The following is a 5,518-nucleotide window of genomic DNA, read 5'->3' on the forward strand; positions in this document are numbered from 1 at the left end:
AGGGTGCGGATTTGATGTTTGCCATAACTGGGTTCGTGGGTCGGAGTGGGCTCAGAGGCTGAGAGTTTTTCAGGTATTGGCATACACGCCGCGCCAGTGGCCGTTCAAGGCGAACGCGGCCGACGGGCACACAATTTGCGCGGTGCAGGGTTGTGATTGGCGCAGTGGACTTGGCGCATGGGGCTCGTTTGGGTGCTTTGTGCCATTTCTTGACCTCTAATGCGGCCTGCGCGGCCGTTGCTGACGGACTATTCCCCCAGCCCATGATCTGCGGGGCCAAAACGGCCATGCGCATCAGGTTGTGCGCCAGCACAAACAGACCCACCACAGATCGGACCTTGGCCAAGCCGCGCACCGGCATTCGCAACTGTCCTCGGTTGCGGGCTTGCGCATTCACGCATTCGGCCGTGGTCGCACGCTGCTTGTAGATCTCCTTGGCCTCGTCACTGCCCATGCGCGAGTGCTACTGCGCGACCGCCTCGGAGTCACCCGACTTGGGCTGATGTTTATCCTGACGCACCTCGCTGTCGCGCTCGTCCTTCTTCGTGTCCTTCGCCATGTCTTTCTTGGTGTCCGTCTTGGCGTCTTTTTTGGCTTTGGGCTCGGGTACCGACGCATAGACATCGGTCTTGCCCGCCACCGCTGCGATCTGCTCGTGCACGGGAAAGCCCCCATCAACCAGCCACTCATGCGGGCTTTGCCCCAGGCGCTGCTCGACTTGTTCGACCATGGGTGAGAGTTGAGCCATGTCGCTGCCAGCGTTGACCACGTCCATGCCGACGATGACCTGCTCGTCGCAGGTGGTGGCGAACTGTACGTTGAAGGCGGGACGGAATCCGCCGTCGCCCATCTTCATGACACGCGCGTCGGCATCCGTTGTGCTTGCCCGTGCTTCGGTCTTGGAGGCGTTGCGTTTTTTGGCCGCTGCCACTTCGGGCAATTGCTTGAGTGCCTTTTTGATGCGATCTTCACGCTCCTGGGCCGCACGCAAGCGGGCCGCATGTGCTCGCCGTTGGGCCAGGCCTGCGTCTTGAGCGTTTGCACCCACTCGCTGGCCTCTTTGAGGTGTTCGTCCAGGCTGGCCTGGCGGCGAAAGGAGGCTGCACCGGCATCGGCGCGCACGCGCATGCCGTCTTGTGCCACGCGCTCCAGCCTGATGGCGCCTGCTGCGGCCAAGGCGGCCACGTTGTCGGTGAGCAAGTCGTCCATCAAGGCTTCATTGCCAGCACGAAAGTCGTTGAGTGCGTGGTAGTAGTTCACCGACACGCCCCCGCAGATCCACCGGTACGCGTCGTACTCCTGGCTCAATTTTGCCAATTCGCGTCCGCTGCCCACGCCTTGCAGTGTGGCGTATAGCCACAGTGAGAACAGGATACGCGGGTCGATTGCCGCACGACCGGCCGTGCTGCCACGTGCCTTGATGGCTTCGATCAACTTGCTCAGGTCTTGGTGCATGACGTAGCCCCACACCAAGCGAGCTCGGTGAGCTTGGGCCAACAAGGATTCCAGGTCCGAGGCTCGCAATTCAATTTGCGAACGGTTGGGTTGCAGCAATCGGGGCTCGCCCTGGCCTCGTTTGATGGCCTTCTTGACTTGCGCTTGCTGTACCCGCTCAGCACTTGGCTGCGCCAGGTCTTCAAATAAGCCCGCGCTCGACAATTCGGTGACGCGATCAGTGGGTGTCGTCATGCCAAAACCTAAGCCAATCTCGTGCCGATTTGTGTACGTGGGGGAAAAACTCTCACTCTCTCAGCCCACGTCACTCTTCGGCTACAAGAGTTCGTCGTCGTGTTCACCAATGAACGGTGCGGGGCCTGGGCGATCAGTCACCGTCCGGCTGAACCTCGGTGCCGGTGAAGGTTGGAGCACGCCGTCTCGCTCAAAGAAAGTACCGCGCGCGCTGTTGTGTGGATGATGTGCAGCCTCTTCCAGAGTCAGCACCGGTGCAAAGCACACGTCGGTCCCTTCCAGCAACGCACACCAGTGCGCGCTCGGCTGGGTGCGGAAGATGTCGGCGATCTGGCGTTTGAGCGTCGGCCAGACGGCCGGATCGCGTTGCCGTTGAAACTCGGGATCGTTGATGCCCAGCTTCTCCAGCAGCAGCACATAGAATTGGGGTTCCAGTGATGCGATCGAGATCCATTTCCCGTCAGCGCACTCATAGGTGTCGTAGAAATGCGATCCGCCATCCAACAGATTGGCCTGCCGTTCATTCTTCCACATTCCCAGCGCTTTGAGGTCGCAGACGATGGAGGTCAGCAGCGCCGCGCCGTCGGTGATCGCAGCATCGACCACCTGACCACGGCCAGAGGTGCGCGCTTCAAGCAAAGCGCAAACGATGCCAAAGGCAAGCATCATGCCGCCGCCGCCCAGGTCGCCGACCATCGCCGGCGGCGCTACTGGCCCGCCGTCCGAGCGGCCAATCATGCTGAGCGCGCCCGACAGCGCGATGTAGTTGATGTCATGACCGGCGGCCTGCGCGAGCGGGCCGTCCTGGCCCCAGCCGGTCATGCGCCCGTAGACGAGTCGTGGGTGGCGTGCCAACAGCACGTCTGGGCCCAAACCCAGCCGCTCCATCACGCCCGGGCGAAAACCTTCAATGATCGCGTCGGCCCCGTCGACAAGTGCCAGCACCCGCTGCACGTCTGCGGGCGACTTCAGGTCGACCGCCACCGAACGGCGACCGCGGTGCAACACGCTGCGCCGCCCACTGGCAAGGAAGGTGCCATCTCCGCGGTCTTTTCCCTTGTCGGCCTTGCGATCCAGGCGGATCACGTCGGCGCCCATGTCGGACAGCAACATTGCGCAGAACGGTCCGGGGCCAATGCCGCCGAACTCGATCACTTTCAAACCTTGCAAGGGACCACTCATTTGTTGTTGCTCCTCAAACCGAACTAAAACCACCAGCCAACCGACTGCTACCCCAACCAGCGCTTGCGTCGCTTGTAGTGCTTTACCTCGCGAAAGCTCTTGCGCACCCCCTCGCGGTCCAGGCCGAGATAAAACTCGCGCACATCCTCGTTGTCGCGGAGTTCCTGGGCCTGCCCCTCCAGCACGATGCGACCGCTCTCCATGACATAACCATAGTCGGCGATCTCCAGGGCGACGCGTGTGTTTTGTTCGACGATGAGCAGCGACAGCCCCTGCTCACGCAGGTGGCGCAGCACGCTGAAGACTTCCTCGACCATGCGCGGCGCCAGCCCGAGTGACGGCTCGTCGATCAGCATGAGTTTGGGCTCGGCCATGATTGCGCGCCCGATCACCAGCATCTGCTGCTCGCCGCCCGACAGATAGCCGGCCGTGCGTTTTCGCAGTTCGGCCAGGCGCGGAATCGCTTCGTACACGCTGTCCATCGCCTGGCGCATCGCCTGCGCCGATGGAAACATGTGGCCGCCGATGATGAGGTTTTGCTCGACCGTCATGTGCTGCAGCACGCGCCGCCCTTCCATCACATGAACCAGACCACCGCGCACCACGGTCGCCGGATCGTGCCCCTGAATCGGTCGGCCGTCGAAGGTGATCGACCCGCCCGAGACGCGGCCATCTTCCGAGTCAATGACGCCGGAGATGGCTTTCAGGGTGGTGCTCTTACCTGCGCCGTTGGCGCCCAGCAGCGCCACGCACCCGCCTTCGGGGACCTTCATCGACACGCCCTTGAGCGCCAGGATCACCTCGGCATACAACACCTCAACGTTGGATAGAGTCAGCACCGCCGGATCGGCAGCCGCATGGGGCGTGGTCCGTTGATCCGGTGCTGCAGCAATGGCTGAATTCACCATTTAGGCACCACTGGCACGTTCACATCGGCTGCAGCCCGAACGACCTTGCCGTCCTTCATGGTCGCGATGTTGACCTTGGCGGTGCCGGTGGGAAAGGGGGTGTCGTTGCTGAAGTCCACGCCTGGCAGTATGCCCATCAGGTCGTTGCTGGTGAACTGGCTGTTCATCAAGGTCTCGCGCACCGCTTCGCCAGTGACTTTGCCGGCACCCTTGGCCTTGATGGTGGCCTCAATCGCGCGCACTGCCACGACGCTTTGGCCCAGGCCCATGATGGTCATGGCATTCCAGCCCGATTTCAGGCCATGCTTTTCCTGCAACATGCTGTAGAACTTGCGTGCGGTCGTGTCGTCTTCGCTGGCATCGGCGATGGCGCCCACTTCGAAATCACCGGCAAAGCCATTCGGGTCGCCCAGTGCCTTAGATGATCCCACCACGCCGTTGTGCAGCGAGAGCATGATCGGGACGTTTTTGCCCAGCGCCTGCAGCGCACGTTTGGTGGCCACGGCCTGGGCGGTGTTGGTCTGGATCACGATCACATCGGTGCCAGCATTGACCAGGCGACGCACCGCCAGGGTCAGGTCGGCCGGTTGCACTTCGGTCCAGATCGCCTCGACGAAGGTGGCTTTGTCCGGGTTGGCCTTGGTGTAGCTTTGCAGGCCCTTGGCCATGTCGGCATAAGCGGGGGTGGCTTCGGAGGTGATGATCGCCACCTTGACAGGGCGCTTGCCATCGAGTTTGGTGGTGCGGAACCATTCCAGGAATCCGCCCGCCTCGTGGGCGTAGGTGGGGCGCAGGTTCAGGGCCCATTGGTTGGGTTTCCAGCCGAAGCCGTAGGTGGCGGTGGCCATGACCATGGGAATCTTGTCTTCCGGCAAGCGCTGCTGCAACGCGGCGGCATCCGGGCCACCGAGGCCGAGCAGGATCGCGGGTTTGACTTCGGCCTTGATGCCGGGCCACAGGCTGGCGGTTTGCGCCACGTCGTAGCGGGTGTCGAAGGTTTTGACGACGATCTGCACGTTGAGTTTGCTGCCGACTTCCTTGTTCCACCACTCGATCACTGCGAGTCGCCCGCCCTGCATCTGGGACATGACGTTGGCGTAGGGGCCGGCGAAGTCGGCAAAGGCGGCCACGTTGATCGTCGTCGATTGCGCATGGGCGGGCGCATTCAGCAGCAGACCAGAGGCCAGGGCGGCCGTGAGTTTGAGAAAGGTATTGCGTTGCATGCTTGTCTCCAATTGTGGTGGTGGTGAGGAAAAGGGGCGGGGGATTGCGACTCGCTGTGCCGGGCGGGCTCAGTGGTGAAACGGCCAGAGCCGGTAGTTGGTTTTCAGGATGTTCCAGCGGTGCATCAGGCCTTTCGGTTCAAGCAGCAGGAACAGCGTGATGATGAGGCCGAGAAACACATTCATGCTGGCGAAGATCAGGTCGCTGCTCAGGCTGGGGATGCGCTCGACCAGGTCGGGCCCGAGGCTGGTGATGGTTTCCTGCACACCACGGATGAGCACGGTGCCTATCAGTGCCCCGACGATCGAGCCGAGCCCGCCGACGATCATCATGGCAATGAACCAGATCGAGTTGAACAGCGTGAACTGATCGACCGAGACGAAGCGCACCTGGTAGGCCCACAGGGCACCACCGATGCCAGCGTAAAAAGCGCCGAGCACGAAGGCGCGCGACTTGGCGCCGGCCACGTCAACGCCCATCATGCCGGCGGCCACATCGTCGTCGCGCACGGCGAC

Annotated in this window: 4 protein-coding genes and 1 pseudogene; all 5 read right to left on the minus strand. The window is 62.3% G+C overall.

All coding sequences use genetic code 11. The features are described 5' to 3' along the window. Positions 1-253: 253 nt before the first annotated feature. A pseudogene (locus IV113_RS25975) lies at positions 254-1,689 on the minus strand (IS1182 family transposase); the annotation flags it as partial. An 81-nt stretch (positions 1,690-1,770) separates the two neighbouring features. Next, complete coding sequence (locus IV113_RS25980) at positions 1,771-2,871, minus strand: CaiB/BaiF CoA-transferase family protein (RefSeq protein WP_291091313.1); 1,101 nt, start codon at positions 2,869-2,871, stop codon at positions 1,771-1,773. Between the two features lie 47 nt (positions 2,872-2,918). Continuing rightward, on the minus strand, positions 2,919-3,779 hold the full coding sequence (locus IV113_RS25985; RefSeq protein WP_086124714.1) for an ABC transporter ATP-binding protein: 861 nt from the start codon (positions 3,777-3,779) through the stop codon (positions 2,919-2,921). After that, positions 3,773-5,002, minus strand: a complete 1,230-nt coding sequence (locus IV113_RS25990; RefSeq protein WP_056278303.1) for an ABC transporter substrate-binding protein — start codon at positions 5,000-5,002, stop codon at positions 3,773-3,775. The genes IV113_RS25985 and IV113_RS25990 overlap by 7 nt, the downstream gene beginning before the upstream one ends. A gap of 69 nt (positions 5,003-5,071) precedes the next feature. Continuing rightward, the coding region (locus tag IV113_RS25995) for a branched-chain amino acid ABC transporter permease (RefSeq protein ID WP_291091317.1) at positions 5,072-5,518 on the minus strand (447 nt) is incomplete at its 5' end.

This window comes from Hydrogenophaga sp., from assembly GCF_018780385.1.
Taxonomy (GTDB): domain Bacteria; phylum Pseudomonadota; class Gammaproteobacteria; order Burkholderiales; family Burkholderiaceae_C; genus Hydrogenophaga.